The 24,795-nt window shown below is 75.3% G+C and carries 23 protein-coding genes and 1 pseudogene; 10 read left to right on the top strand and 14 right to left on the bottom strand.

The genetic code is table 11. The annotated features are described in order from the left end of the window. Positions 1–26: 26 nt before the first annotated feature. The 8 genes from pafA to AAHH18_RS13500 all read right to left on the bottom strand — a co-directional run bounded on the left by pafA (position 27) and on the right by AAHH18_RS13500 (position 8,441). A complete protein-coding gene (gene pafA, locus AAHH18_RS13535; RefSeq protein WP_283320470.1) occupies positions 27–1,388 on the bottom strand; it encodes a Pup--protein ligase in 1,362 nt (453 codons plus the stop codon). Between the two features lie 15 nt (positions 1,389–1,403). Next, positions 1,404–2,120, bottom strand: coding sequence for a proteasome subunit alpha (prcA, locus tag AAHH18_RS13530; RefSeq protein ID WP_283320471.1), 717 nt, complete (start codon positions 2,118–2,120; stop codon positions 1,404–1,406). Further along, positions 2,117–2,968, bottom strand: a complete 852-nt coding sequence (gene prcB / locus AAHH18_RS13525) for a proteasome subunit beta (protein WP_283320472.1) — start codon at positions 2,966–2,968, stop codon at positions 2,117–2,119. The genes prcA and prcB overlap by 4 nt, the downstream gene beginning before the upstream one ends. A gap of 3 nt (positions 2,969–2,971) precedes the next feature. Beyond that, the gene (locus AAHH18_RS13520; protein ID WP_222172431.1) at positions 2,972–3,175 is read right to left on the bottom strand and encodes a ubiquitin-like protein Pup; all 204 of its coding nucleotides are present in this window, start codon (positions 3,173–3,175) and stop codon (positions 2,972–2,974) included. Positions 3,176–3,310: 135 nt separating this feature from the next. Further along, a complete protein-coding gene (dop, locus tag AAHH18_RS13515) occupies positions 3,311–4,915 on the bottom strand; it encodes a depupylase/deamidase Dop (RefSeq protein ID WP_343301980.1) in 1,605 nt (534 codons plus the stop codon). A gap of 59 nt (positions 4,916–4,974) precedes the next feature. After that, on the bottom strand, positions 4,975–6,858 hold the full coding sequence (locus AAHH18_RS13510) for a carbohydrate-binding domain-containing protein (protein WP_343301979.1): 1,884 nt from the start codon (positions 6,856–6,858) through the stop codon (positions 4,975–4,977). A gap of 75 nt (positions 6,859–6,933) precedes the next feature. Then, positions 6,934–7,719, bottom strand: coding sequence for a VTC domain-containing protein (locus tag AAHH18_RS13505; RefSeq protein ID WP_283320475.1), 786 nt, complete (start codon positions 7,717–7,719; stop codon positions 6,934–6,936). After that, entirely contained in the window at positions 7,716–8,441 is a 726-nt protein-coding gene (locus tag AAHH18_RS13500) for a DUF4956 domain-containing protein (protein ID WP_343301978.1), read from the bottom strand. Before AAHH18_RS13500 ends, AAHH18_RS13505 begins: the two co-directional genes overlap by 4 nt. Positions 8,442–8,804: 363 nt before the next feature. Here AAHH18_RS13500 and AAHH18_RS13495 point away from each other — a divergent pair, with 363 nt between their 5' ends. The 9 genes from AAHH18_RS13495 to AAHH18_RS13455 all read left to right on the top strand — a co-directional run bounded on the left by AAHH18_RS13495 (position 8,805) and on the right by AAHH18_RS13455 (position 16,437). After that, a complete protein-coding gene (locus AAHH18_RS13495; protein ID WP_343301977.1) occupies positions 8,805–8,945 on the top strand; it encodes a hypothetical protein in 141 nt (46 codons plus the stop codon). Between the two features lie 86 nt (positions 8,946–9,031). After that, the gene (locus tag AAHH18_RS13490; RefSeq protein WP_343301976.1) at positions 9,032–9,940 is read left to right on the top strand and encodes a hypothetical protein; all 909 of its coding nucleotides are present in this window, start codon (positions 9,032–9,034) and stop codon (positions 9,938–9,940) included. A gap of 2 nt (positions 9,941–9,942) precedes the next feature. After that, positions 9,943–11,307, top strand: coding sequence for a peptidoglycan-binding domain-containing protein (locus AAHH18_RS13485; RefSeq protein ID WP_343301975.1), 1,365 nt, complete (start codon positions 9,943–9,945; stop codon positions 11,305–11,307). Then, positions 11,304–12,005 (top strand): ABC transporter ATP-binding protein, encoded by a 702-nt coding sequence (locus AAHH18_RS13480; RefSeq protein WP_343301974.1) that lies wholly within the window; start codon positions 11,304–11,306, stop codon positions 12,003–12,005. The genes AAHH18_RS13485 and AAHH18_RS13480 overlap by 4 nt, the downstream gene beginning before the upstream one ends. Next, a complete protein-coding gene (locus AAHH18_RS13475; protein WP_343301973.1) occupies positions 12,002–13,192 on the top strand; it encodes an ABC transporter permease in 1,191 nt (396 codons plus the stop codon). Before AAHH18_RS13480 ends, AAHH18_RS13475 begins: the two co-directional genes overlap by 4 nt. Before the next feature lie 120 nt (positions 13,193–13,312). Further along, complete coding sequence (locus tag AAHH18_RS13470) at positions 13,313–13,837, top strand: histidine kinase (protein ID WP_343301972.1); 525 nt, start codon at positions 13,313–13,315, stop codon at positions 13,835–13,837. Positions 13,838–13,943: 106 nt separating this feature from the next. Continuing rightward, complete coding sequence (locus AAHH18_RS13465; protein ID WP_343301971.1) at positions 13,944–14,786, top strand: DUF4097 family beta strand repeat-containing protein; 843 nt, start codon at positions 13,944–13,946, stop codon at positions 14,784–14,786. A gap of 53 nt (positions 14,787–14,839) precedes the next feature. Further along, positions 14,840–15,592, top strand: a complete 753-nt coding sequence (locus AAHH18_RS13460; protein WP_459349134.1) for an ABC transporter ATP-binding protein — start codon at positions 14,840–14,842, stop codon at positions 15,590–15,592. Then, on the top strand, positions 15,592–16,437 hold the full coding sequence (locus AAHH18_RS13455; protein WP_343301970.1) for an ABC transporter permease: 846 nt from the start codon (positions 15,592–15,594) through the stop codon (positions 16,435–16,437). Before AAHH18_RS13460 ends, AAHH18_RS13455 begins: the two co-directional genes overlap by 1 nt. Positions 16,438–16,500: 63 nt before the next feature. Here the strand turns inward: AAHH18_RS13455 and arc are convergent, their stop codons facing one another. The 3 genes from arc to AAHH18_RS13440 all read right to left on the bottom strand — a co-directional run bounded on the left by arc (position 16,501) and on the right by AAHH18_RS13440 (position 20,471). Then, entirely contained in the window at positions 16,501–18,129 is a 1,629-nt protein-coding gene (arc, locus tag AAHH18_RS13450) for a proteasome ATPase (protein ID WP_343301969.1), read from the bottom strand. A gap of 150 nt (positions 18,130–18,279) precedes the next feature. Continuing rightward, the gene (locus AAHH18_RS13445) at positions 18,280–19,344 is read right to left on the bottom strand and encodes a tRNA (adenine-N1)-methyltransferase (RefSeq protein ID WP_343301968.1); all 1,065 of its coding nucleotides are present in this window, start codon (positions 19,342–19,344) and stop codon (positions 18,280–18,282) included. Positions 19,345–19,355: 11 nt separating this feature from the next. Beyond that, positions 19,356–20,471 (bottom strand): site-2 protease family protein, encoded by a 1,116-nt coding sequence (locus AAHH18_RS13440; protein ID WP_343301967.1) that lies wholly within the window; start codon positions 20,469–20,471, stop codon positions 19,356–19,358. Between the two features lie 63 nt (positions 20,472–20,534). Between AAHH18_RS13440 and AAHH18_RS13435 the strand changes: the two genes are divergently transcribed. Next, complete coding sequence (locus AAHH18_RS13435; protein ID WP_343301966.1) at positions 20,535–21,449, top strand: RecB family exonuclease; 915 nt, start codon at positions 20,535–20,537, stop codon at positions 21,447–21,449. A gap of 25 nt (positions 21,450–21,474) precedes the next feature. On the opposite strand, the gene AAHH18_RS13430 is transcribed toward AAHH18_RS13435, so the two are convergent. The 3 genes and pseudogenes from AAHH18_RS13430 to AAHH18_RS13420 all read right to left on the bottom strand — a co-directional run. Then, positions 21,475–22,152 (bottom strand): HAD family hydrolase, encoded by a 678-nt coding sequence (locus AAHH18_RS13430; RefSeq protein ID WP_343301965.1) that lies wholly within the window; start codon positions 22,150–22,152, stop codon positions 21,475–21,477. A 200-nt stretch (positions 22,153–22,352) separates the two neighbouring features. After that, a complete protein-coding gene (locus tag AAHH18_RS13425; protein WP_459349136.1) occupies positions 22,353–23,729 on the bottom strand; it encodes a choice-of-anchor U domain-containing protein in 1,377 nt (458 codons plus the stop codon). A gap of 45 nt (positions 23,730–23,774) precedes the next feature. Continuing rightward, a pseudogene (locus AAHH18_RS13420) lies at positions 23,775–24,795 on the bottom strand (hypothetical protein); the annotation flags it as partial.

The raw sequence follows: 24,795 nt of genomic DNA, 5'->3' as shown, positions 1-24,795 counted from the left end.
GGGTCCGCGGACCGCCTCCCGGACGGTCACATCGACTCGATGAGCCTCTCGACGCGGTCGTCGACGCTGCGGAACGGGTCCTTGCACAGGACGGTGCGCTGCGCCTGGTCGTTGAGCTTGAGGTGCACCCAGTCGACCGTGTAGTCCCGCCGGGCCTCCTGCGCGGCCTGCACGAACTCCCCGCGCAGCTTGGCGCGGGTGGTCTGCGGCGGCACCGAGGTCGCCTCGAACACCTCGACGTCCGTGGTGACGCGCTCGACCAGCCCGCGCTGCGCGAGCAGGTTGTACAGGCCCTCCGTGCGGGAGATGTCGTGGTACGCGAGGTCCATCCGCGCGACCCGGACGTCCGAGAGGTCGAGGCCGTGCTTCGCCCGGTACCGCTCGATGAGGCGGTACTTGATGACCCAGTCCAGCTCCCGCTCCACCAGCGAGAGGTCCCCGGTGCGCAGCGCCCGCAGCCCGCGCTCCCACAGGTCGAGCACCTGCTTGACCTCGGGTGTCGGGTCGGACTCGGACGTCACCCAGTCCTGCACCCGGCCCAGGTACTCCTCCTGCAGGTCGACGGCGGTGACCGTCCGGCCGTTCGCGAGCGTCACCGGGTGCATGCCCGTGACGTCGTGGCTGATCTCCCGAATCGCGCGGATCGGGTTCTCCAGCGTGAGGTCCCGCATCGGCAGGCCGGCCTCGACCAGGCGCAGCACCAGGTCGGTCGACCCCACCTTGAGCATCGTGGTCGTCTCGGACATCGAGGAGTCCCCGACGATGACGTGCAGCCGGCGGTAGTGCTCGGCGTCGGCGTGCGGCTCGTCGCGGGTGTTGATGATCGGCCGCGACCGCGTGGTGGCCGACGACACGGACTCCCAGATGTGGTCCGCCCGCTGCGACAGGCAGAACACCGCGCCGCGCGGGGTGGTCAGGACCTTGCCCGCGCCCGTCAGGACCTGCCGGGTGATGAGGAACGGCACGAGCACGTCGGACAGCCGGGAGAAGTCGCCCTGCCGCCGCACCAGGTAGTTCTCGTGGCAGCCGTAGGAGTTGCCCGCGGAGTCGGTGTTGTTCTTGAACAGGTGGATCCGGCCCGACAGGCCCTCGTGCTCCAGGCGCTGCTGCGCGTCGGCGACCAGCCCCTCGAGGATCCGCTCCCCCGCCCGGTCGTGCGTGACGAGCTGGCGCCAGTCGTCGCACTCCGCCGTGGCGTACTCGGGGTGGGAGCCGACGTCGAGGTACAGCCGCGAGCCGTTGCGCAGGAACACGTTCGACGACCGGCCCCACGCCACGACCTTGCGGAACAGGTAGCGGGCGACCTCGTCGGCGGACAGGCCCCGCCCGTCGTCGGCGGCGCACGTCACGCCGTACTCGGTCTCCAGGCCGAAGATCCGTCGGTCCACGTTCGCCTCCCGGCCTCAGGCCCCGCCGGCGGACGCCAGCAGGTCCTCCAGCACGACGCCGGACAGGCGCCGGAACGCCCGCCGCGGCCGGGTGCGGTCGAGCACCGCGACCTCCAGCTGCGCGGCGGGGATGACGCGGCGGTCGTCCTCGTCCGCCCCGTCGGACGGCGTGCCGAGCACGCGCACCGCGAGACCGAGCACGTCGGCGAGCGGCATGCCCGGCACCCACGCGCCGGCCACCTCGTCGCGCAGCCGCTCGGCCTGGCCGCCCATGACCACGAACCCGCGCTCGTCCGCCACCGACCCGTCGTACGACAGCCGGTAGATCTGGTCCGTGGCGGCGTCGGCGCCCACCTCCGCGACGACGAGCTCGACCTCCAGCGGCTTGGACTCCGTGGTGAAGACCGTGCCGAGCGTCTGGGCGTACGCGTTCGCGAGCCCGCGGGCGTTGACGTCCCGGCGGTCGTAGGAGTAGCCGCGCAGGTCGGCGTACCGCACGCCGGCCACCCGCAGGTTCTCGAACTCGTTGTACTTGCCGACCGCCGCGAAGGCGATGCGGTCGTAGATCTCCGACACCTTGTGCAGCGCCCGGGACGGGTTCTCGGTCGCGAACGCGATGCCGTCCTCGTAGGCGAGGACCACGACGGACCGGCCGCGGGCGATGCCCTTGCGCGCGTAGTCCGCCCGGTCCTTCATGAGCTGCTCGGGCGAGACGTAGAACGGCATGCTCATGCGGGGTCACCCTCCTGCCGGGCCCGGGCGTGCTGCTCGGCGCGGTCGGCCAGCACCCGGGCCACCACCTCGCCGAGCGCGTCCTGCGGCACCCGCAGGTAGCCCGCGGCGGTCACGGTCGCCACGACCGGCCAGATGCGGCGCGCCTGGTCCGGTCCCCCGGTCGCCGAGTCGTCGTCGGCGGCGTCCACCAGGGCCTCCACCGCCACGCGGACCGCCGCGTCGGCGTCGAGCCCCGGCTGCCAGAGCTTCTTGAGCGAGCCGCGCGCGAACACGGACCCCGAGCCCACGCTGTGGTGCTGGTGCTCCTCGTAGCGCCCGCCGGTGACGTCGTACGAGAAGATCCGTCCGCTGCCGCGGTCCAGGTCGAACCCGGCGAACAGCGGCACCACCGCGAGCCCCTGCATCGCGAGACCGAGGTTCCCCCGGATCATCGTGGCGAGCCGGTTCGCCTTGCCGTCGAGCGAGAGCAGCGTGCCCTCGATCTTCTCGTAGTGCTCGAGCTCGAGCTGGAACAGCCGGACCAGCTCGACGGCCAGCCCGGCGGTGCCGGCGATCCCGACGGCCGAGTAGTCGTCGGCCGGGAAGACCTTCTCGATGTCCCGCGAGGCGATCTGCGAGCCCATCGTGGCGCGCCGGTCGCCCGCCATGACCACCCCGCCGTCGAACGTCAGCGCGACGATCGTGGTGGCGTGCGGGGCGGGCACCTCACCGACCGGCAGCGCCGGGCGCCGGCCCGGCAGCAGGTCCGGGGCGTGCTGGGACAGGAAGTCGACGAAGGACGACGACCCGGGCGTCGTGAAGGCGCCGGGCAGCCGCCCCGCGGGGCTCAGCGGGTCGGTCGGCACGCGTCACTGCCCGCCCTTCTGCACGAACCCGCGCACGAACTGCTCGGCGTTGGTCTCCAGGACGTCGTCGATCTCCTCGAGGAGCGCGTCAACCTCCGCGTCGCGCTGCTGCGCCGCCGCGGTCGCCTGCTCGACGTCCGGGCCGTCGACCGGCTCGTCGTCCTCGCGGCGGTCCCGAGCGCGTTCCTGACCTGATCGGTCGGCCATCGTCCACCTCCGGCGGTAGTCCGGACGGGGCCCGGAGAGCTGGACCGGGCACCGCAGTGGCACCACCCTAGGCCCTGGTCGGCGCGGGTTCGCGTGCGCCACGGGGCCGCCGCCCCGCACCGGCCGGCGGGGGCGTCAGGAGCCGAGCGCCTCCAGCAGGCTGGCGACGTCCGGCGAGCCCGCCAGCAGGCCCTCGACGTGCGCCCGCGTGCCGCGCAGCGGGTCGCGCATCGGGACGCGCCGGAGCGTCGGCGCCCCGGGGACGTCGAAGACGACCGAGTCCCAGGACGCCGCCGAGACGTGCGTGCCGAAGCGGGCGATCGTCTCGCCGCGGAAGTACGCGCGCGTGTCCTCCGGCGGGTGCGACACGGCCGACGCGACCGCCTCGTCCGTCACGAGGCGCTCGACCGCTCCCGCGCCGACGAGCCGGTGGTACAGCCCGCGCTCGGGTCGCACGTCGGACCACTGCAGGTCGACGGCGGCGAGGCGCGGGTGGTCCCAGTCCAGGTGGTCGCGCCGGCGGAGCCCCTCGAGCAGCCGCATCTTGGCGAGCCACTCCACCTCCCGGGCGCACGACGCGGGGTCGGACCCCAGCCGCTCCAGCAGCGAGCCCCAGCGCGCGACGACGTCCGCGGTCTGCGCGTCGACCTCCGCGGCGCCCCGCCCGAGCGCGGTGCGGACGGCCGCGAGGTACTCCCGCTGCACCTCGAGCGCGGTCAGCCGGCGCCCGTCGGCGAGCGGCAGGCGCGCGGTCAGCGTGAGGTCGTGGCTGACGGTGTGCACGGCACGCACGGGGTCGGCGAGCGCCAGGCGGTCCAGCGCGGTCGCCAGGTCGGCGGCGGCGCCGGACGCGATGCGCTCGACCAGCCACAGCACCAGGGACGTCGTGCCGAGCTTGAGGTACGTCGGCACCTCGAGCAGGTTCGCGTCCCCGATGATGACGTGCAGCCGGCGCCAGCGGTCCGGGTCGGCGTGCGGCTCGTCACGGGTGTTGACGATCGGGCGGCGCAGGGTCGTCTCGAGGCCGACCTCCGCCTCGATGTAGTCCGCCCGCTGGGAGAGCTGGAACCCGGCCTCCTCGCCCCGCTGGCCCAGGCCGACGCGGCCGGCGCCCGTGAAGACCTGGCGGGTCACCAGGAACGGCATCACCCGCGCGGCGAGGTCCGCGAACGGCACCGCGCGGTCGACGAGGAAGTTCTCGTGGGTGCCGTAGGTCGCGCCTTTGCCGTCGACGTTGTTCTTGTAGAGCGCCACGTCGGGCAGCGCGGCGGTCGACGCCAGGGCGCGCACCGAGGCCAGCATGACGAGCTCGCCCGCCCGGTCCCAGCGCACGGCGTCGAGCGGGTTGGTCACCTCCGGCGACGAGTACTCGGGGTGGGCGTGGTCGACGTACAAGCGCGCGCCGTTGGTGAGGATGACGTTCGCCGCACCGGGGTCCTCGTACTCCTCCACCAGCGAGCGGGCGACCTCCTGGGGGCCGTCGCCCGACGGTGCGGGCCGGGCCGGGTCGTCCGTCAGCAGCGACGGGTGCGCCGCCGCGCGCTGCAGGTGGAAGCCGCGCGCGTCCTGCAGCGGGTCCTCGTCGTCGTAGTCCCACCGGGCCTTGGTGCGGCCGGCCCCGCGGGCGGCGGCGTGCACCGCCACCACGTGGCTGGACAGCAGCATCGGGTTGGCGGTGGGGCGGCCGGGCTGCAGCACGCCGTACTCGGTCTCGATCCCCATCACGCGGCGCACGGTCACGCCGGCCAGCCTACGGGCCCGGAGCCGTCGGCCCCGGGCCCGCGGGCCGGCCGGTCCCCTCAGGCGTCGGCGCCGCCGCCGGGCATCCCGCCGCCGCGGGTGCCGCCGTCGCCGCCGGGCCCCCCGCCCATCGCCCCGCCGCCCCTGCCGGCGGTGTGCTCGCCGGCCGTGACGGTCAGCAGCTCCGTGGCGCCCGAGGCGTCCCCGCTCTCGCTGTACCCCGCGACCACGTCGCCCGAGGACTGCGCCCCGGAGACGACCGTGTACGTCTCGCCGGCGGTGATCGCCGAGGACGAGACCACCAGGGAGCTGAGGGTCTTGGTCGGGGTGAAGGTCGCGACGACCGTGCCGTCCGCGTCGACGACCGCCAGCGTGGTGCCCGCGGGCTGCGCGCTGTCGAAGGTCGCGGACACCCAGCCCTGGCCGTCCGCGTCGGGGGCCTCCGCCATGCCCGACGAGCCGGCCGCCACGAGCGTGCCGCCCGTCACCGCGAGCGTGCCGTTGGAGTCCAGGGCGCCGTTGCCGTCGTTCGTGGGCCCGTTCACGACCACGACGCCGCCCGACATCGTCAGCGAGCCGTTCGAGTCGAGCCCGTCACCACCCGCGTCGACGGCGAGCGTGCCGCCGGTGATGGTGAGGGTCGCGGCGCCCGCGGCCTCGCCCTGCGGACCGCCCGCGGCTCCCCCACCGCCCTCGGCGGTGCTGCTGCCGGCCTCCGAGGCGTTGAGCCCGTCGTCCGATGCCGTGACGGCCAGGTCGCCGCCCGCGATCGTGATCGCCTCGGCCTCCAGGCCCTCGGACGACGTGACGACCTCGAGCGTGCCGCCGCTGACGTCGAGCGCCAGGTCGGCGTGCACGCCGTCGTCACCCGTGGACAGCGTGAGGTCGCCGTCGGTGACCGACACGATGCCGTCGGAGTGCAGGGCGTCGTCGGAGGAGTCGACGGTCACGGTGCCGCCGCCGACGACGACCGACGCGCCGCCCTTGAGGCCCTTGGTCGACGTCTCGTCGGTCGGCTCGGTGCCGCTGCCGCCGCCGGCCTCGACCGTGACGGTGCCACCGGTGACGACCACGTCCGTCGCCGCGTCCACGCCGTCGCCCCCGGTGGTGAGCGTGACGTCGCCGCCCGCCAGGACGACGAAGCCCTTCGCGGCGTCGGAGTCCTGGTCGGACGTCAGCCCGTCGCCGCCGGCCGTGACGTCGAGCGTGCCGCCGTCCACGACCAGGTAGTCCTTGCCGCGGATGCCGTCGTCCACGGCGTCGACGGTGATCGTGCCGCCCTCGACCACCAGGCCGTCCTTCGAGGTGATGCCGTCGTTCGCGTTGCCGGCGACCGTGAGCGAGCCGTCGCCGGTGATCGTGAGGTCGGCGCTGCTGAACAGCGCCGCGTTCGGGGCGTCGTCCGACGTGTCGGCGTACGTGGCGGCGTCGGTCAGCGCGTTCTGCGAGCCGTCCGCGAGCTCGACCACCACGGAGCCGGCGGACACGACCGCCAGCGCGGAGCCGGTCGTGGACGTGACGTCGACGTCGTCCAGCACCACGTGCACGACCTCGTCGCCGGCATCGACGACCACCTGGCCGTCGGACAGCGAGCCGCTCAGGGTGTAGGTGCCGCCCGCGGTGATCGTCACCGTCGAGTCGTCGACGGTGACGCCGTCCGAGTCGCCGTCGACGCTCGCGGAGCTGCCGTCCAGCGTGATCGAGGCCGCGGCGGTCCCCGCGTCGGCCACCTCGTGCACCTCGGCGTCCGCGGCCAGCACCTGCTCGGCGGTCGCGCCGGCTGCGACGTCCGTGACCGTCGTCGTGGTGCCGTCCTCGGCGGTGGTCGTGGTCGTCGAGGTGCCCGAGCCGGCCAGCGCGTCCACGGAGCAGCCCGCGAGGAGCAGGCTCACGAGGACGGCCGGGGCGGCGAGGGCGAGGACGCGGTGGTGGGGTCGGCGCATGGGAACCTCCGGGGTCGGGTGGGGACGGCGGACGCGGGCAGCCGGTCGGGCCGGCGCAGGTCGCCGCGGGTCGGGTCAGGGGGTGAGGGTGCGGCGCAGCGTGCGGCGCCAGGGGCGTCCGGCGAGCGTGGGGTCCAGGACCACCAGCCCGGTCGCGTACTTGGAGATGCGGGAAGGCCGGTGCCCGAGCGACCAGAGCGCGCGGTCCGCGGCGGAGGCCCCGGCGACGCTCTTGGTCTCGACGACGACGTGCTCCGGCACGGCGGCCGAGGCGCCCGCGGCCCGGTGCAGCTCGAGCCCGTGCCACTCCAGGCCGGTGTCGACCGTGGTCCGGGCACCGTCCGGGAGCAGCAGCGTCCGGCGGCGGTAGCGGGTGGTCAGGGTCGGGTGCAGGTCGAGCCCGTCGGCCCGCAGACCCTGCCGACGCAGCGTGTCCTCGACGAAGCCGAGGGCGTCGCCGACCGCGCCGGCGGCCGCCGCGTCGTGCTCGCGACGCTCCTTGACGGTCGTGCCGCGCGGGCCGCGGGTCTTCACCTCGAGCCAGCAGCCGCCGGTGTCCCGGTAGGTGCGGGTCCGTACCTTGTACCGCCGGCGCCGGCGCCCGGCCGCCAGGTGGAACGCGTCGAGCTCCGGGGTGTCGAAGTACACCGACTCGTACCCGAACGCGTCGCGGCCGTCGATGACGAGCCGCCGGGTGCCGGCGGGGAGCGCGCCGAGCAGGTCGGGCAGCGCCGCGACCGGGAGCACGTACTTGCGGTCGACCCGCGTCTGCAGCGCGGCGGTGAGCTGGAGCTCGTCGAGCCCCACGCCGGGCAGGTGGTCGAGGGTCGTCGGGTCCGCGGTCGTCAGGTCCGTGGTCACCGGGCCACCTCCGACAGGCTCGAGGCACCGGAGGCACCGGCGGAGTCGGAGGCGGCGGACCAGGCCTGCTGCGGGGCGGGCTGCGGCTGTGCGCCGCCCTCCGACGCGGAGCCGCGCCGCACCGCCCAGGACGCCGCGCCGCCCGACGCACCGGCCGCGCGCGCCCGGTTCTCGGAGAACCGCACGTCGACCACCGTGGTGTCGTCGACCAGGTCGAGCCGCTGCACGGTCACGCCGTGCACCCGTGCACCGAGCAGCCCCTCCAGGTGCGCCACCAGCGCGTCGTGGTCCGGGACCGCCCGGTCCAGCACGACGACCTGCTGCCGGTAGCGCCGCAGCAGCCGCGGGTGGTCGCCGACGACGAGCGCCAGCACCACGAGCGCCATGAGCACCAGGGCGGTCCCGCCGAGCGAGCCGCCCAGCCCGCCGATCAGCCCGAGCGCCAGGGACGCGAAGTAGTAAGCGACCTCGCGCTGGTCGATCTCGGAGGACCGGAGCCGGATGATCGACAGCACGCCGAACAGGCCGAGACCCAGACCGGCTCCGACGGTCGCCCCGGACAGCGCACCGGCGACCGCCAGCACGCCGACGTTCACGCCGAGGAACGCGACCACCAGGTCGCGCCGGCGGTGCCGGGGGAAGTAGACGGCGAAGGTCAGCAGGCCGATCGCGACGAGGTCGGCCACGAACAGGACGGCGACGGGCAGTGTCTCGGGGAGCACAGGCACCTCACGGGTCGGGGGTGAACACCCGGTGAACCGGGTACGACCATCCAGCAGCGCGGTGCTGTGCCGCTGCTGTGGACGGCGCCAGGACGCCGTGTGGATCCTGGCCCCTGGGTCCGGGAGCCGATCGGGGCGACTGCTCAGCCGCTCGCTCGCACGAGCGCCCGGTCCCGCCGCGTGCGCCACCCGGTCACGACCGCCCGACCACTCAGCGGAGCCGCGCGCTCCACCCCATCGCGACGACCAGGCCACTCACCGGAACCGCGCGCCCCACCCCATCGCGACGACCGGACCACTCAGCGGAAGCGCAGGCCCCTATCGTCGCCCACCGGGGGGTCCGGCAGGAGGACGGAGCAGGAGATGCTGCGCACGAGCACTGTCCGCACGACGATCCTCGAGCAGACGAACGACCGCGACCCGGATCTGCGCAACGGCGCCGGCGACAAGCCGGGAGTCTCGTTCGACGACAACATCGACGCGACGCGTTTCACGGGCTGCTGACGGGACCCGCGGGGCGGCGGGCGCGTGCGCGCGCCGCCGCCCCTCGAGCCGTCCCGATCGATCACGAACAGGAGAGGGAGCCCGCCGTGCCGGACTCGCGCAGATCACCTGGTCGGTACCTGACGGCGACGAGCCTCGTGCTGGCGCTCGCCGCCTGCGCCGGTGCGCCGGACGCGACGAGCGAGGACGTCGCGGCGCTCGGGATCGACCTCACCGTGGACCTCGACCCCGCGTCGGGTGCCGTCGTCCTCCCCTTCGACCGCCTGGTCCCGGACTTCTACGAGAACGACATCCTGGCGACAGGCGCGTCCGCTGCCGTGGCGCTGTGCGCCGCGGGTTCCGGCGTCACCTTCGACCCGCCGCCCCTGAGCGACGACCCGGTCTACGCGTCGGAGCACTACTTCGGACCGTGGACGGCCGACCAGGCCGCGCGGTTCGCCTTCGTGCCACCGATGTCGCTGCGTGACATGGCGGCGAACGAGATCGCCGGCGCGCCCGAGCCCGCCGGCGCCACCGAGGTCGCGCCCGGGGCCGGAGCGGACGACGAGCTGACCGACGACGACTGGGCCGTCATCGACGCCTGCAACGCGGACGACGACGTGGCGGCCCTGCTGGATGCCACGATCGTCACCGGTCCCTGGACGGACGCCGTCGAGGCGGTCCGGGACGGTCTGCCGGACGAGGACGGGGCCCGCGCGCTCATCGACGAGCTCGCGCGCTGCTACGTCGCCGAGGGCCTCGAACCGGCGGACGACGCACCGTGGCTGCCGGAGGGGGCGAACGGGAGAGAGATCACGCAGGCGCAGATCGCGCTCGCCGTCTCCGTGGTGCGCTGCAAGGACTCCGTCGACTTCACCCGCCGCATGGCCGACGTCGAGGCGGGCCTCCAGGCGCCGATCATCCGCCGGTACGCGCACGAGCTCGCGGAGCAGCGGGGATCGGTCGACGAGGCGCTCGACCTCGCGGCCGCCCTGCTGTCGGAGGCGTCCCGGTGAGGATGCCGGGCCGTCCCTCCGCCTCCGACGGAGCGCCGCCACGCCGCGGGTGGCTGCTGTGGTGGCTGGTGTGCTCGCTCACCGTCACGCTGTGCGCCTTCGTCGTCGGCTCGCTGGTGCGGTCGCCGTGGGAGGCCGCCTCGGCGAACTCCGAGCGCGCCTCGACCACCACGCTGGAGGTCGAGTGGCGGGAGTTCCCGGTCGATCGTCCGCAGGCGGTGGGGACGCTCGAGGTCGGCGCGATCGTGGACGCACCGTCCGGCCACGGGGACTCCGTCGCCGTCGTGACCGCGGCACCGGTCGAGGCCGGCCAGGTGGTGCCGGCAGGCGCGCGCGTCGCCGAGGTCTCGGGCAGACCCGTCCTCGTGCTCGAGCTGCCGTTCCGCCTCTACCGTGACCTCGTCCCGGGCGACACCGGGGCGGACGTCGCCGCGCTCCAGCAGTCGCTGACGGGCCTCGGCCTGTACTCCGGGGGAGCCGACGGCCAGTTCGGGCCCCGGACGTCCGCCGCCGTCCGGGACCTGTACCGGCAGGCCGGGGCCGACCCGCCCGGTGCCGCCGACGACCTGGTGCTGGCCGCGCAGGACGCCCGGATCGCGCTCGAGGCGGCCGTCGCGGCCGAACGACGAGCCAGGCAGATCCGGGACGACGTCGTCCGAGAGGCGGGGACGAGCGGGGCCACGTCCGAGGCCGAGGCCGACCTGTCTGCCGCTGCCGCCCTCGTCGCCTCGGCGCGGCAGGAGGCCGCCGACACGGCCGCCGCCGCGGACACGCCGCTGCCCGCGGCCGAGATCGTCCGCATCCCCACCGGGACGGCGACCGTGGTGCACGCCGCGGCGCCCGACACGCTCGTGGACACCACCACCCCCGCCGTGCGGCTGCGCGCCGGGGCACCGTCCGCGGTGCTGCGCGTCGGCGTCGAGCACGACGACGCCTTCCCGGTCGGGACGAGCGTGGAGGTGCAGGCCGCCGACGACCCCGGAGCGAGCATGCCCGCCACGGTCGTCGCGCGGGGCGAGTTCACCTCCGACCAGGACGACGACCGGGTGCCCGGGTTCGACGTCACCCTGGCCTTCCCGGTAGACGCCCCGGTCACGATCGACTCGGGAGCCGCCGTGGTCGCGGTGCCGGACGGCGCCCCCGAGATCGAGTCCGGCCTGGCGGTGCCGATCGTGGCGGTCCGCAGCGAGGGCGACGGGTCGTTCGTGCTCCTGGTCGAGCCGCGTCCCGCCGATCCCGACGTGCCCGAGACCCGGGCGGTGCCCGTCGTCGTCAGCCGGACGGCTGACGGGTTCGCGCTGCTCGAGCTCCCGGAGGACGGCGCGCTGGAGGTCGGCGACCACGTCCTGCTCGGTCGGGCACCGTGACGGCACCCGCCCTGCACGCGGCCGGCCTGGCCAAGACCTACGACGCCTCACCTCCCGTCCCCGTGCTCACGGGCGTCGACCTCGCGGTGCACCACGGCGAGCGGGTCGCGATCACCGGGCGATCCGGTGCCGGCAAGTCGACCCTCCTGAACCTGCTGGGACTGCTCGACGAGCCGACCGCCGGGCGTCTCTCGCTGCTCGGTCGCGAGACGACCTCGCTCTCCCGGCGGGAGCGCGACACATTCCGCGCCGTCCACCTCGGCTTCGTCTTCCAGGACCACCACGTGCTCGGCCGCCGCTCGTGCGCCGCGAACGTCGCGCTCAAGCTGGCCGTCCTCGGCACGGACCGCTCCGGTCGCCGGCAGCAGGTGGCCGCGGCGCTCGAGCGGGTGGGCCTCTCCGCTCGCGCGCACGCCGAGGGACGCCTGCTCTCCGGAGGAGAGAAGCAGCGCCTCGCCTGCGCCCGCGCGATCGTCTCCCGACCGGCGGTGATCCTGGCGGACGAGCCGACCGGAAACCTCGACCCGGACAACGCCTCGTCCGTGCTGGACCTGTTCGACAGCCAGGCGCAGGACGGTGTCGCCGTCGTCGTCATCACCCACGACGACCGCGTCGCGCGCTGGGCGGACCGCGCGCTGCGGCTCCGTGACGGGGAGCTGCTCCCGTCGGACGACACGGACCCAGGTGACCGCCGGTGAGCCGGCTGCGGACCTCCTGGACCGACCTGGTGGACGACGTCACGGCCGAGCTTGTGGTCGCGAGGTCGCGGGCGGTGACGATCCTGGTCGGTGTCGCGCTGTCGACCGGCGCGCTGGTGTCGTCGGCAGGCATCTCGGCGACCGCGCGGGACCAGATCGCCGCCGACCTCGCCGCCTCGACCGTCGACTCGCTCACCGTTTCCGCCGCGGCGTCGGCGCGCGCCGGTGGAGCCGAGGACGTCTTCCCGGACGACACCGAGGCCCGGGTCCGGGAGCTCACGCTCGTCCGGGAGGCAGGGCGCGTCCTCGAGCTCGACGGCCTCGTCGACGGGCTCGTCACGCGGCTGCCCGGGACCGGACCCGTGGACGTCCCGGTCCTCGCCGCGACGTCGGGGTACCTCGCAGCACGCGACAGCGGCGCGGGCCAGGCCCCCGTCTGGCTCCTCGACGGCTCCGAGCCCGTGGCCCTGCTCGGACTGGCTGCCGCCGACGCGCTCGGCGTCCCCGTGGTCGATGACCCGACCGGCCTCACGGTGCAGATCGACGGGGCCACCGTGCAGGTCGTGGGCTACCTCACCACCCGGGACGAGGCCCTCGCCGCGAGCATCGTCGTGCCGTACCTCCAGGGGGTCGAGCGCCTGGGCTCGGACGCGCGCGCCACGCTCCTGGTCCGCTCGGAGGTCGGCGGCGGCCCGTCCGTGGCGGAGGTCGTCCGGGCCGTCGTGCGACCGGACCGACCCGACCTGCTCGTGACGTCACCGGTGGTCGCGCTCGAGTCCCTCCGGCAGGGCGTGTCGGCCCAGTTCGCCCGTCTCGTCGCCTGGATCGGGGCCCTCCTGCTCGCGATCACGGCGCTGCTCATCTCCAACTCGACGGCCAGCGCCGTCACCGCCCGGACGCCGGAGATCGGGCTCCGTCGCGCGCTCGGTGCCTCCCGCGGCCAGGTCACCCGCGTCGTCGTCGCCGAGGGCGCCCTGACGGGACTGCTCGGCGGCGCGGCCGGCACGGCGGTCGGGCTCTCCGTCGTCGTGGTCGTCGCGGCCGCGAGCTCGTGGTCCGTCGACCTGGATCCCACGTGGGCGCTCCCCGCGCCGGCGCTCGGGCTCGCCGTCGGGGTCGTCGCCTCCCTGCACCCCGCGTCCCGCGCGTCGCGCATCAGCCCCGCGCTCGCCGTCCGGCACGACTGACACCAGCGCCGGGCGAGGCCGGGCCGGATGAACACGATGCGCTGCCTCGTCGTGCGGCGACACCACGCGCGACACCACATGACCCTTGCATGACACCACCGATGGTGTCATGCTGACGTCATGCACCTCGACCCGTACGTCCAGGACCTCCGGGACCGCCTCGCCACCGCCGCCGGGACCGCCGGCGACGACGCCCGCCGGCTCGCCGAGCAGCTCACCGCACCGCTCGACGCCGCCGTGCGCCTCGTGCTGCTCGACGCGCTGTCGACCGCCGCCGGTGAGATCTCGGCGGAGCTCGCGCCTGGCTCCGTGGACGTCCGGCTGCGCGGCGGCGACCCGGAGTTCGTCGTGGACTCCCCCGCCGCGCCGGCACCGTCCGTGCCGGCGCCGGCGGTCCCGCCGGCCGCCGCGCCGGGCCCCGTGGCCCCCGAGGCCGACGAGGGCACCACCACCCGCACCACGCTGCGCCTGCCCGACCACCTCAAGGCGCAGGTCGAGGTCGCCGCCGCCCGCGACGGCCTCTCCGTCAACTCCTGGCTCGTGCGGGCGGTCGCCGCCGCTCTCGAGCCGCAGCCCGACCGACCCTCCCTGCGACCCCGGTCCGACCCGGCAGGCAGCACCCGGCTGACCGGCTGGGTGCGCTGACCGGCGGACCCCCGCCCACCCGCTCCCTCGCCCCACCGCGAGGCCGGCCCGTCAGGCCCGGCCGTCGCGCCCGTCGTCGTCCCCGCACACCGCCCCTGGAGCCGTCATGCCCACGTTCCCCGCACCCGCCCCGGTCGTCCTCGCCGTCGACGTCCCGGTCGCCGCCCTGCACGTCGTCGCCGGCGAGCGCGACGACGTCGTCGTGACCGTCCTGCCCGCCGACCCGTCGTCCTCCGGCAGCCGCCGCGCGGCCGCCGAGGTCCGGGTCCAGCACGACGACGGCACCGTCACCGTGGACTGGCCCGGCGCCTGGAAGCAGTACCTGCTGCCGTTCAGCGCGGGCACCGCGTCCGTCACCGTCGAGCTCCCGGAGGGCTCCGACGTGCGCGGCAAGGCAGGCAGCGTCCTGACCGAGGGCCGCCTCGGCGCCGTGGAGCTGGCGCTGAGCGCCGGCGACGCGCGCGTCGACGAGGCGCACCGGGTCGACCTGCGCGCCGCCGCGGGCACCGTCGTCCTGCGCCGGGTGACCGGCCCGGTCGCGGTCCGCGCGAGCGCGGGCTCGGTCCGCCTGGCCGACGTCGCCGGCGAGGGCACCGTACGGGCGAGCAACGGCACCACCACCGTCGACGCCGTGACCGGCACGCTGCAGGTCGTCGGCGCGCACGGCGACATCGCGGTCGGCCGCGTCACCGGGACGCTCACCGCCCGCTCCGCCCACGCCGGCATCCGCGTCGAGCGCGTGGAGTCGGGCAGCGTCGACCTCAGCACCTCCTACGGGTCGATCGAGGTCGGGGTCCCCCACGGGACGGCCGCCTGGCTCGACGTCGCGTCCCAGCACGGGGCCGTCCGCAACCAGCTCACCCCCGCGGCCGGCCCCGTCGAGGACGAGGCCACCGCCGAGGTCCACGCGTCCACCGGCTACGGCGACGTCGTCGTCCGCCGTCCGTGACGGGCGCGACCCGCGACCGCTCACCGCACCACCCGACCCGGAAGGAGACCGCCGTGCACACCGACCTCGCCGTGGACGTCCGCGGCCTGCGCAAGTCCTACGGCGACCACGTCGTCCTGGACGGCGTGGACCTGGCCGTCCCCGCCGGCACCGTGACCGCCCTGCTCGGGCCCAACGGCGCCGGCAAGACCACCACCGTCGGCGTCCTCGCGACGCTGCTCGCGCCGGACGCCGGCACCGTCCGCGTCGCCGGCCACGACGTCGTCGCCGAGCCGCAGGCCGTCCGTGCCGCCATCGGCGTGACGGGGCAGGTCTCCGCCGTCGACGACCTGCTGACCGGGACCGAGAACCTGCGGCTGATGACCGCCCTGCACCACCTCGGGCGCCGCGAGGGCCGGGAGCGCGCCGGGGCGCTGCTGACCCGGTTCGGGCTGACGGACGCCGCGCGCAAGCCCGTGTCCACCTGGTCGGGCGGCATGCGCCGCAAGCTCGACCTGGCGATGACCCTCGTCGGCGACCCCGCCGTGGTGTTCCTCGACGAGCCGACGACCGGCCTCGACCCGCGCAGCCGCCGGGCGCTGTGGGACGAGGTCCGCGCGCTCGTGGCCGGCGGGACGACCATCCTCCTGACGACGCAGTACCTCGAGGAGGCCGACCTGCTCGCCGACCGCGTCGCCGTCCTGGACGGCGGGCGCGTCGTCGCCGAGGGCACGCCGGCCGAGCTCAAGTCCGCCCACGACGCCGGGTCGCTCGACGACGTGTTCCTGCGGCTGACCGAGCCGACCGCCGCGACGGAGGTGGCGTGATGACCGCGGCGACCGCTGCGGCCCAGGCGCCGCGCCCGTCCGTCGCCCCCACCACCCGGCCCGTGGCCGACACCCTGACGATGCTGCGCCGCAACCTGCTCCGCGCGGTGCGCTACCCGGGCCTGACCGGGTTCACCGTCGCGATCCCGGTCGCCCTGCTCCTGCTGTTCGTCTACGTGTTCGGCGGGGCGTTCGGCGCGGGCGTCGTCCCGGGCGCGGCGCCGGGCGCCGACGGCCGCGCGGCGTACCTCGACTACATCACCCCGGCGATCCTGCTGTTCGCCGTCGTCGGGGCGGCCCAGAGCGTCGCCATCACCTCCGCCATGGACGCGACCAGCGGCATCATGGCGCGCTTCAGGACGATGGTCGTGTCCCCCGGCGCCGTGCTCGGCGGGCCGGTGCTCGGCACGGTCGTCCAGGGCCTGCTCGCCGTCGCGCTCGTGCTCGGCATCGCGGTCGCGATCGGCTACCGCCCGCACGCCGGGCCGCTCGGCTGGCTCGCGCTGGCCGGCCTGCTGACGGTGGCGACCGCCGCCTTCACGTGGCTGTGCGTGGCGCTCGGCCTGTCCGCCCGCTCGGTCGAGACCGCGTCGAACACGCCCATGCTGCTGACGGTGCTCCCGTTCTTCGGCAGCGGGTTCGTCCCGGTCGACACCATGCCGGCGGCCGTCCGCTGGTTCGCGGAGTACCAGCCGTTCACCCCCGTCATCGAGACCACGCGCGCCCTGCTCACCGGCACCGCGCCCGACACCTCCACCACGCTGCTGGCCCTCGGGTGGTGCGTCATCGTCGGTGCGGCCGGGTACGCCTGGTCGCGGGCGCTCTACCGGCGCGAGCGGGCCTGACACGCGGAACGGCGCCGGTCGAGGACCCCTCGACCGGCGCCGTCCGGCGTCCCGCGCGAGCCGCTACAGGTACTGCCCCGTGCTCGTCACGTTCTCGATGCGGCGCGACGCCTCCTCGCCCTTCTTGTCCTGGACGATCGTGCGGATGAACACGATGCGCTCCCCCTTCTTGCCGGAGATGCGCGCCCAGTCGTCGGGGTTCGTGGTGTTCGGCAGGTCCTCGTTCTCCTTGAACTCGTCCACGCAGGCCGTCAGCAGGTGCTCGACGCGCAGGCCGCGCTGGCCGGTGGCGAGCAGGTCCTTGATCGCGGACTTCTTGGCGCGATCCACGACGTTCTGGATCATCGCGCCGGAGTTGAAGTCCTTGAAGTACAGGATCTCCTTGTCGCCGCTGGCGTAGGTGACCTCGAGGAACCGGTTCTCCTCGTTCTCGGAGTACATGCGCTCGACGGCCCGCGAGATCATCGCCTCGACGGCGTCCGTGGCCGAGCCGTGGTGCTCGCGCAGGTCGTCCGCGTGGATCGGCAGGTCCGGGGTGAGGTACTTCGCGAAGATCTCCCGGGCGCCCTCGGCGTCGGGGCGCTCGATCTTGATCTTCACGTCGAGCCGGCCGGGCCGCAGGATCGCCGGGTCGATCATGTCCTCGCGGTTGGACGCGCCGATGACGATGACGTTCTCCAGGCGCTCCACGCCGTCGATCTCCGCGAGGAGCTGCGGCACGATCGTCGTCTCCACGTCGCTGGAGACGCCGGTGCCGCGGGTGCGGAACAGCGACTCCATCTCGTCGAAGAACACGACGACCGGGTGCCCCTGCGACGCCTTCTCGCGGGCCCGGGAGAAGATCAGCCGGATGTGCCGCTCCGTCTCGCCGACGTACTTGTTGAGCAGCTCGGGGCCCTTGACGTTGAGGAAGTACGACTTCGCCTCCGTGACCTGCTCGCCGCGCGCGACCGCCGCCGTCGCCGCCAGGGAGTGGGCGACGGCCTTGGCGATGAGCGTCTTGCCGCACCCGGGCGGGCCGTACAGCAGCACGCCCTTCGGCGGCTTGAGGCCGTGCTCGCGGAACAGCTCCGGGTGCAGGAACGGCAGCTCGACGGCGTCGCGGATCTGCTCGATCTGCGGCCCGAGGCCCCCGATGTCGGCGTAGTCGATGTCCGGGACCTCCTCGAGCACCAGGTCCTCGACCTCCGCCCGGGGCACCCGCTCGAACACGAACCCGCTGCGCGCCTCGACGGTCAGTGCGTCGCCGACCCGCACGGAGCCGTCCATGACCTGGCCCGCGAGCCGGACGACGCGCTCCTCGTCTCCCCGTCCGACCACCAGCGCGCGGTCCCGACCGAGCAGCTCCTTGACCGTCACGAGCTCGCCGACCTGCTCGTAGCCGCCGGCCTCGACGACCGTGAGCGCCTCGTTGAGCATGACCTCCTGGCCCGGCCGCAGCCGGTGGACGTCCAGCGCCGGGCTGACGCCGACGTGCATCTTGCGGCCCGCGGACACGACGTCGACCGTGCCGTCCTCGCGGGCGGTCAGGAACGTCGCGAACGTCCCCGGGGGCTTCGCGAGGTCGTCGATCTGGCGCTTGAGCTCGATGATCTGGTCGCGCGCGGCGACGAGCGCGTCGGACAGCCGCTCGTTCTTCGCGCCCAGCAGGGCGAGCTCGCGCTGCAGGTCGCGAGCTGTCGGTTCGGTCATCGCGGTGCCTCCGATCCGTGTCGACCCCACGGCGCTGTGCGGCATTCGTGGACCGACCCTAACCACCCGTGTCAATCGCTGGGCGGACGCCTCGCCGGGGGCGCCCGGGTCGGGAAGGTTGGGGAGGTCGGGCACGTCGGGCCGGGCGGGTCAGTCCGCCTCGGGCGCCTGGCCCACGTCGCGGCGCACCCGGCGCACCTTCTTGTCGGACACCGCCCGCTCGCCCAGGGCCTCGGGCGTCCACTGCGCGTCGGGCACGTCCTGGAACGACCGGCTGCTGACCACGTCCCCCACCTCGTCGACCAGGGCGGCCTCGCCGGGCTGCGAGCCCTTGGCGGGCCGGCGCCTGCGCAGCGGCGGCTCGACGCCGTCGGCCAGCCGGCGGGTGGTCAGCAGGAACCCGGTGTGGCCGATCATCCGGTGCTGCGGCCGCACGGCCAGCCCCTCGAGGTGCCAGCCCCGGACCATCGACTCCCACGCCTGCGGCTCGGTGTACCGGCCGTCGGCCCGCACGTCCTCCGCGAGGCGGGAGAGCTGCGTGGCCGTCGCGACGTAGGCGATGAGCACGCCGCCGGGCGCCAGCGCGGTCGCGACCGCGTCGAGGTTCTCCCACGGCGCGAGCATGTCGAGCACCACGCGGTCCACCTCGCCGGGCGCCTCCGCCGTCGGGAGCACGTCCGCCAGGTCGCCGACCGACAGCCGCCACGCGGGGTGCGGCCCGCCGAAGAACGTCTCGACGTTGCCCCGGGCGATGGCCGCGAAGTCCTCGCGCCGCTCGATGGAGTGCAGCCGCCCGCCGTCGCCGACCGCGCGCAGCAGCGACATCGTCAGCGCGCCGGACCCGACGCCCGCCTCGACCACCCGGGCGCCCGGGTAGATGTCCGCCATCTGCACGATCTGCCCGGCGTCCTTCGGGTAGACGACGGCGGCGCCGCGCGGCATCGACAGCACGTAGTCGGACAGCAGCGGCCGCAGGGCGAGGTACTCGACGCCGCCGCTGCTGGTGACGACGGTGCCCTCCGGCGCGTCGATCAGCTCCTCGTGGCGGAAGTAGCCCTTGTGGGTGTGGAACGTCGCGCCCGGCGCGAGCGTGATGGTGTGCAGCCGCCCGCGCGGGTCGGTGAGCTGGACGCGCTCCCCCACCCGGAGCAGGCCGCGGCGCTGGTCGGCGCCCGTCGGCTGGGGGGCGGTCGCGGGGGCGGTGTCGTCGGTCACGGGGGTCGAGTCTAGGAGCGCAGGGCGGCGGCGACGTCCGCGCTGCGCAGCAGGGCCACGACACGTCCCTCGTGGACGGCCACCATCACGGGCGCGAACCGCGACACCGCCGCGACGGCCTGCACCAGCGCGGGACCGTGCAGCCCGGCGTCGACGACGGCCCCGGCGGGCAGCGTGACCGCCACGGCCGTCAGCGGCACGCCCGCCCTCTCGGCGGGGGGCACCGCGTTCGCGGCCTGGGGGTCGACGTACGCGGCCGGTCGCCCGTCCGGTGCGAGCAGCACCACCGCGTTCGCGCCCGTCCGCCCGCGCGCCGCGTCGGCCTCGGCCAGCACCGCCGTCGCCGGCAGCGCGACGGCCGGCACCCCGACCGATCCGACGTGCAGCGCGTCGACCGCACGCCCCCGGCGCGCGCCGCGGATCGCCTCGGACGCGCCCGTCCACAGGAACGCGCCGATCAGCGCCCCCCACGCCACGGACCACAGGTCCGGGGTGGCGCCGCGCGTCAGCGGGAGCGCCACCACCCACACCGCGAACCCGACGGCGACGACGCGGCCCGACCAGCCGGCGACCAGCGCGCCCCGGCGGCGGTCGCCGCTCGCGCCCCACACGGCGGCCTCCAGCACCATGCCGCCGTCGAGCGGGAGGCCCGGCACGAGGTTGAACAGGCCGACGAAGGCGTTGGAGTACGCCGCCGCGTACAGCACGAGCGCGGCGAGCCCCCGCGGGTCGACCAGGCCGCCGGCGACCCAGAACAGCCCCGCGAGCAGCAGGTTCGCGATCGGACCGACCACCGCGACGAGGGCCTGCGTGCCCGGGGTGATCCGCCCGCCGAAGGCCGTGTGCCCGCCGATGAGCGTCAGGGCGTACTCGCGCACCTGCAGGCCGCGGGCCCGCGCCGTGAGGCCGTGGGCGAGCTCGTGCACCAGCACCGACAGCAGCAGGAGCAGGCCGACCAGGAGCGCGACGACGTAGGTCGACCCCGTGCCGAGACCCGGTGCGCGCATCCGCACGGAGGGCGCGAAGACCACCGCGATCACCGCCACGACCAGCAGGCTGCTCGGGCTCAGGACGACCGGCGACCCGGCGACCCGGCCGATCACCCAGCCCCGCGTTCTGTCTGCCACGGGCGACAGGTTACGGGGCGCGGCTGACCGGGGGTGTCGGTGGTCGGCCGTAGTCTCGTCCGCGTGACGACGACCGACCCGCAGCTGCTCGCGCCCGTGTCCGTCGACGGCTCCGACGCCGGCGACGTCGAGGTCGCGCCCGAGCCGCGCGTGCCCGGACTGTCGCCGTCGCGCGCCAACGACTTCCAGCAGTGCCCCCTGCTGTTCCGGCTCCGCGTCGTGGACAAGCGGCCCGAGCCGCCCAGCTCCGCGGCCGCCCGCGGGACGCTGGTGCACAGCGTGCTGGAGCGGCTGTACGACCTGCCGCTCGGCGAGCGGACGCCGGCGGCCGCGCACGCGCTGGTCCCCGAGGCGTGGGACCGGCTGCTGGAGCGCTCGCCCGAGGTCGTGACGCTGTTCGCGGACGAGCAGGAGCGGGAGGCGTGGCTCGGGAGCGCGCGGCTGCTGCTCGACACGTACTTCACCCTCGAGGACCCGAACCGGCTGCAGCCGGGTGACCGCGAGCTCGCCGTCACGACGCTGCTGGAGGACGGCCCGCAGCTCCGCGGCATCGTCGACCGGCTGGACGTCGCCCCCGACGGCGCGCTGCGGGTCGTCGACTACAAGACCGGCAAGTCGCCGAACCCGGGCTTCGAGGGCTCCGCGCTGTTCCAGATGCGGTTCTACGCCTACGTGCTCTGGCGCGAGCGGGGCGTCCTGCCCGCGCTGCTGCAGCTCGTCTACCTCGGCGACGGCCAGATCCTGCGGCACGCGCCGTCCGAGGCGGAGATGCGCACCCTCGAGCAGCGGCTCCGGGCGCTGTGGGCGCAGATCGAGGAGTCGGCGCGCACCGGCGAGTGGCGGCCCCGCAAGTCCCGGCTCTGCGACTGGTGCGCGCACCAGGCCGTGTGCCCGGCGTTCGGCGGCACCCCGCCGGAGATCCCGGAGGGCGCCGTCGAGCGCGCGATCGGGATCACCCCGGTCGCCCGCGCCTCCTGACCGCGGGCGTCGCCGGGCAGCCCGGTCAGCGCAGCAGGTCGAGCACGCTGCCCTGCGCGATCCGCACCAGGTCGGCCACGGTCACGTCCTCGAGCGACGACGTCGTGCTCAGACCCGGCAGGTCCGGCAGCTCACGGAAGACCTCGACGGCCAGCACCCGGGCGCCGGACGCGACGCCCGACGTGATGCCCGCCGGGGAGTCCTCCACCACCACGCAGTCCGTCACCGCCAGGCCCAGCCGCTCGGCGGCCAGCAGGTACGGCTCGGGGTCCGGCTTCGGCCGCTGCACCTCGTCACCGGCCACGACCGCCGCGAACACCCCCGCCACCTGCGCGAAGGGCTCGGCGAGCTCGCGGTAGGACGACGTCACGAGCGCCTGCGGCACGCCGGCCTCGGCGAGCGCGGACAGCAGCTCCCGGGCCCCGGGCTGCCACGGAGTGCTCTCCGCGACCGCGGCGGCGACCCGCTTGTTGAGGAAGTCCACGATCTCGTCGACCGGCAGGCCCACGCCGCGGCCCTGGAGGATCTCCGCGGAGACCTTCATGGGGTTGCCGACCAGGGTGAGCCCGTCCTCATGCGTCCACGTGCCGCCCCACGACTCCACGAGCTCGGTCTCGGCGGCCATCCACAGCGGCTCGGTGTTGACGAGCGTGCCGTCCATGTCCCAGAGGACGGCGGCCGGGAGGTCGGTGTGGCGGGTCACGAGGTGCTCCTGTCGTCGAGGTGCCGGGCGGCAGTCCCTCGAGGCTAACCGGCCGGGGAGGCCGGGCGGTGAACGGCGGTCGTCCGGGCGCCTGTCCGCCGCGGTCCGTACGCGCGACCCGCGCCCGAACCGCGCCCGGATGACCCGTGCCCGGTCGGCCGCGTGCCGGCACGCAGTCAGCCCCGCGCGCCGGCACGCAGTCAGCCCCGCGAGCCGCGACTCCCCGGCCGCCGCACCAGCAGCCCTCCCGCGACGATCAGCGCCACCGCGACGGAGACGAATCCCCATCCGAGGACGGTCCCGCCGGTCACGGCGAGGCCCGGACCGCCGCGCGCTGCCGGGCCGTCGTCCGTCCCGCCGCCACCGGCGCCGGCTCCCCCGCCACCGCCGCCGGTCGTCCCGCCGTCTCCGGGGCCGCCGTCGGGCGGCACCTCGGCCACGCCCGGTCCGAGCGGGTCGATGATCGCGCCGTCGACGACGCCGTCCGCATCCCACGGCCCGCCGTCGGTGATCGTGTACGACAGCGTCGAGACGGTGCCGGTGGCGGCCGGCGTGGTGCCGGCGACCAGTGACGGCCCGTCGCCCCAGGCGTCGACGAGCTTGCGCGACGTCCAGCCGGAGGCATCCGCGACGGCCGCGAGGTACAGGGTGACGTCGACCGACTCCCCGGGGGTGACGCACGCGAGCCGGAAGTCGAACACTCCCACGGGGTAGGCGTACGCGGGGTCGTCGGTGCCGGTGCCCGCCTCCGTCGCGTGGCCCGCGCGATCGATCGTGCACGCGTCGACCGCCACCGCCACGACTCCGTCGCCCACCGCGTTCCGTGCCAGCGTCATCGTGTCGTCGAGCGCGTCGAGGGTGCCGTCCTGGTCGAGGTCGACGCTCTCCAGGGCGTCGGACGCGCCGTCACCGTCGGTGTCGGCGGAGCCCGGGTCGGTGCCGGCGGCGTGCTCCTCGACGTTCGTCAGGCCGTCACCGTCCGGGTCCAGCGCGGCATCGGCCGGGTCGAGCGGGTCCAGGCCGTTATCGCCCTCCCACCCGTCGGGCATCCCGTCGGCGTCGGTATCGCCGTCCTGCGGGTCCGTCCCCGCACCGTGCTCGGCGTAGTTCGTCAGGCCGTCACCGTCCGGGTCCAGCGCGGCATCGCCCGGGTCGAGCGGGTCCAGGCCGTTAGCGACCTCCCGCCCGTCGGGCATCCCGTCGGCGTCGGTATCGCCGTCCTGCGGGTCCGTGCCCGCGCCGTGCTCCTCGACGTTCGTCAGGCCGTCACCGTCCGGGTCGAGCGCACCGTCCGCGGGGTCGAGCGGGTCGAGGCCGTGGTCGACCTCCCACCCGTCCGGCATCCCGTCGCCGTCGGTGTCGGGCGCGCCCGGGTCCGAGCCGGCGGCGTGCTCCTCGGCGTTGGTCAGGCCGTCGCCGTCGGGGTCCAGCGCGGCGTCCGCGGGGTCGAGCAGGTCGAGGCCGTGGTCGACCTCCCACCCGTCCGGCATCCCGTCGCCGTCGGTGTCGGGCGAGCCCGGGTCCGAGCCGGCGGCGTGCTCCTCGGCGTTGGTCAGGCCGTCGCCGTCCGGGTCCAGCGCGGCGTCCGCGGGGTCGAGCAGGTCGAGGCCGTGGTCGACCTCTCACCCGACGGGCAGGCCGTCGCCATCGGTGTCCGCGGCCTGGGGGTCGGTGCCCGCAGCGTGCTCCTCGGCGTTGGTCAGGCCGTCGCCGTCCGGGTCCAGCGCGGCGTCCGCGGGGTCGAGCAGGTCGAGGCCGTGGTCGACCTCCCCCCCGTCGGGCAGGCCGTCGCCGTCGGTGTCCGCGGCCTGGGGGTCGGTGCCCGCGGCGTGCTCCTCGACGTTGGTCAGCCCGTCCCCGTCCGGGTCCAGTGCACCGTCCGCCGGGTCCAGCGGGTCGACGCCGTGGTCGACCTCCCAGCCGTCGGGCAGCCCGTCGCCGTCGGTGTCCGCGGCCTGGGGGTCGGTGCCCGCAGCGTGCTCCTCGACGTTGGTCAGCCCGTCCCCGTCGGTGTCCGCCGCCCGCGGGTCGGTCCCCGCAGCGTGCTCCTCGGCGTTGGTCAGACCGTCGCCGGCCGGGTCGAGCCCGCTGTCGTCCGTGAGCGGGTCGAGGCCGTGGTCGACCTCCCACCCGTCCGGCAGGCCGTCCCCGTCGGTGTCCGCGGCCTGCGGGTCGGTCCCCGCAGCGTGCTCCTCGGCGTTGGTCAGGCCGTCGCCGTCCGGGTCGAGCCCGCTGTCGGCCGTGAGCGGGTCGAGGCCGTGGTCGTCCTCCCAGCCGTCGGGCAGCCCGTCGCCGTCCGTGTCGGGCGAGCTCGGGTCGGTGCCGTGGACGGTGATCTCGTCGACGTCGGGAAGGCCGTCACCGTCGGTGTCCCCCGTGTTCGCGACGAGCGGGTCCGTCCCGGCGGCCACCTCGGCGCCGTCGCCGGCCCCGTCGCCGTCGGTGTCGGCGTCCTGCGGATCAGTCCCCAGGCCGAGCTCCTGCAGGTTCGTCAGGCCGTCGCCGTCGGGGTCCAGCGCGGCGTCCGCGGGGTCGAGCGGGTCGAGGCCGTGGTCGACCTCCCAGCCGTCCGGCCTCCCGTCGCCGTCGGTGTCGGCGTCCTGCGGATCGGTCCCCAGGCCGAGCTCCTGCAGGTTCGTCAGA

Origin of the sequence: Cellulomonas olei (assembly GCF_039548315.1) — a bacterium.
Lineage (GTDB): Bacteria > Actinomycetota > Actinomycetes > Actinomycetales > Cellulomonadaceae > Cellulomonas.
Note: the sequence above shows the minus strand (reverse complement) of the source record. Positions and strands in the feature narration are given on the sequence as shown.